Below are 2,867 nucleotides of genomic sequence, written 5' to 3'. Positions count from 1 at the left end.
GAACCGGCCGAGGGCGATGCGGGCGTGGGCGGGCTGCTGGGGCATGGCCTTGAGGTAGGTCGCGCCGCCAGCGGGCGCAACGGAGTCGGGAGCGACGGCGGGCGGGGTGCGGATCAGGCCCCTGCCCGCCCGCGCGCCGTCATTCGATGTAGTAGCCCGCGACCTTCCACGCGCCGTCCTGGCGCGCGAGGGAGAGGGTTTCGGTCGCGTTCGGCTTGGCGGCGAAGGTCGTGCGGAAGCGGACGAGCTGGTAGCCGTCGGGCGGCGCGGGGATGCTCTCCTCACTCAGCGCCACGCGGCTGACGACGCGGCCAAGCGGCACGCGCACCTTTTCGGACGTGGTGGCCCACAGATCGAGCGTGTTTTGCGCGCGGAAGGACTGGCCGGTGGCGGCATAGCTTTCGGCCCAGCGCGCGGCGTCGACCAGTTCCAGCCATGCCTTGGCCGACTGCACGACCTCCGACTGCGCGAGCGCCTGTGCGGATGGCGCATCGGCGCGGGGATCGTCGGCGGGCGACGACAGAGCGAGCAAGGCGGCGGCGAGGGTGATCATGGCGAAACCTCCGATCGCCCAGCGCGCGCGCCGCCGGGATGGCGGGCCCGCGTCGGGGCGGTCGGAAGGTGGTGCGGCCGGTGCGGCCTCCGCAGCCCCCAAAGTCTGGGGGCCAAGAGATTGGGGGTGCGCCGCCTCGGCCGCGCGGAGCAGGCGGGCGGCCTCCTTGCTGCTCGCGGCGGAGAGCTTGCGGCGGGCGTAGCGCAGGCGTTCGTTGACGGTGTGGACGGACAGATCAAGGTGCCGCGCCATCGATTTGGCATCATGCCCGGCAAGGAGCAGGCGGAGCGTCTGCTTCTCCTTCTCGGTCAGCGCGTCGCAGCCATGGCGCGGCGGATCGGTGCGGGTGGCCATGGACGTGACGGTAGGCGCGCGAGGGGGCGGGGGTTACCCCTAAATATTTGGGGGTGCAGCTACGCTGTTCGGATTATCAGACGCCGGACCACCGATCACCCATGGTACGGCGGTGACAGCGCTCGGGCATTGTACACCGCTTTAAACCAACGGCGTCACTTTTTACGAAATCACGCTTTTGTTGAAAGTGCGTGCCGAACTTTGTATTTCCGTGCAATGGATCGAAACGGCTTCGGCGCGCGCGCAAGCGGAACCCTGGTGCCGACGATCGGCGGGCGCAAGGCGTTCATTCCCGCGCCGCTTCCGCCGCGCGAACTCGCTGTGACGCGTTTCCTTCCGGAACTCACGCGCGCGACCCAGGCAGTGGGCGAGTTGAAGGGGATTGGTCGCACCGTCGGCAATCCGCTGCTGCTGATACGGCCGCTCCAGCGCCGGGAGGCGGTGTCATCGTCGAGTATGGAAGGAACCTACACCACCCTGTCCGACCTGTTCCTGTTCGAAGCCGGAGCATCGGACGCGGCAAAGCGCGGCGACAATCGGGAGGTGCTGAACTATGTCCTCGCGCTGGAGGGTGCGATCGAAGGATTGGCGCGGCTGCCGATCTCCAGCCGTTTGATCCGCGACGCGCATCGCGTGCTGCTGACCGGCGTGGCCCGGCATCGCGGTGCTGCGGTCGAGGCAGGCGAGCTAAAGCGCGACCAGAACTGGATCGGCGGTTCGGGACGGATCGACACGGCGCGCTTCATTCCCGCCCCGCCGGCGGACACGCCCGCCGCGCTCGACATGTTGATGGGGTTCGTCAACCGCGAGGATCGCGAACGGTCAGCCCCGCTGATCGACGCGGCGTTGGCGCATTATCAATTCGAGGCAATCCACCCGTTTGCCGACGGCAATGGCCGCGTCGGGCGGATGCTGATCACGCTGATGCTGATCGACACCGGCACGCTGCCGACGCCGTTACTGTACATGAGCCCGTATCTGGAGCGGCACAAGGATCGCTACATCGACCTGATGTACGCCGTGTCGCGCGAAGGCGTATGGGAAGATTGGGTCGCCTTCTTCCTGGAGGCGGTCGCTGAGTCCGCAGTGGAGACGATCACCGTCGTCGAGCGGTTACAGGACCTGCATCGGACGTATCGTGAGCAATTCCAGACGGCACGGCGATCGGCGCTGATGCTCAAGATCATCGACGTGGCGTTCGAGCGGCCGGTGATGTCGATCACCGACATCGCTGAGGCGTTGGACGTGACCTATGCCGGAGCGGCCAATAACGTCCGCGAGTTGATCGCGCACGGCGTGGCAGAGGAGGTGATCGGGACATACCCGAAGCTGATCCGGTTTCCGGGAGTATTGGCCGCGCTGCAAGTCGGGTAAGGGCATGCTGATCAGGGAATGCCAGCGGCATCCCTTTAAGAGAGCCGGCAAACCCGAACCGCTGCGGTAACCCATCAGGCTGGTGATCGCGGCGGATCAATTCCGAGCACCGGCTGGTGTATCGCGTGGCGGGAAGCGACAAGGAGCAGGTGCTGCAGGTGGCGCAGTATCGGTATCATTACCAACCTACTGGTCTCCCGGAAGCTCAGCGGCGCCACCTTCATCGGCTGAGGGTACTTCATGTACCTCGCTCCTGCCTCGACGACCTCGCATTGGCATCGGCTCTAGAGGCTCGCCGTTTCTGTCCCTAATGTAATGCCGCATCTCAACGAGATATATTGTCAGACGAGTTAGCTGAGCCTTGATTTCCTCATTGTCACAAGAATCAATTACACTGCGAGCAAGTTCCCTTGCTCGTATGATGAGATAATCAATCCTTCTGTATTCTAGGCCAGATCCAAATCCACGTCCGTGCAAAACATGGCCAATGTATTCCTCCGGCAGAATCTTATCGGGTCGCGAAATCAGTTGACTCATTGCGCGCGAGGTCGTCAGCAACTCGTCTATAGCGCCCATAATCTTTAGT

General features: G+C 64.4%; 3 protein-coding genes. 2 read left to right on the top strand and 1 reads right to left on the bottom strand.

All coding sequences use genetic code 11. The features are described from left to right. Positions 1-139: 139 nt before the first annotated feature. Positions 140-907 carry a DUF4019 domain-containing protein gene (locus ACOJSF_RS04380; RefSeq protein ID WP_420141010.1) on the bottom strand — a complete coding sequence of 256 codons (768 nt, stop codon included), beginning with the start codon at positions 905-907 and terminating at the stop codon, positions 140-142. Between the two features lie 258 nt (positions 908-1,165). Here ACOJSF_RS04380 and ACOJSF_RS04375 point away from each other — a divergent pair, with 258 nt between their 5' ends. After that, entirely contained in the window at positions 1,166-2,281 is a 1,116-nt protein-coding gene (locus tag ACOJSF_RS04375) for a Fic family protein (protein WP_420141009.1), read from the top strand. A 116-nt stretch (positions 2,282-2,397) separates the two neighbouring features. Next, positions 2,398-2,592, top strand: a complete 195-nt coding sequence (locus tag ACOJSF_RS04370) for a hypothetical protein (RefSeq protein ID WP_420141008.1) — start codon at positions 2,398-2,400, stop codon at positions 2,590-2,592. The last annotated feature ends 275 nt before the right edge of the window (positions 2,593-2,867 follow it).

The organism is Sphingomonas sp., assembly GCF_048594985.1.
In the GTDB taxonomy this organism is placed as follows: domain Bacteria; phylum Pseudomonadota; class Alphaproteobacteria; order Sphingomonadales; family Sphingomonadaceae; genus Sphingomonas_I.
Note: the sequence above shows the minus strand (reverse complement) of the source record. Positions and strands in the feature narration are given on the sequence as shown.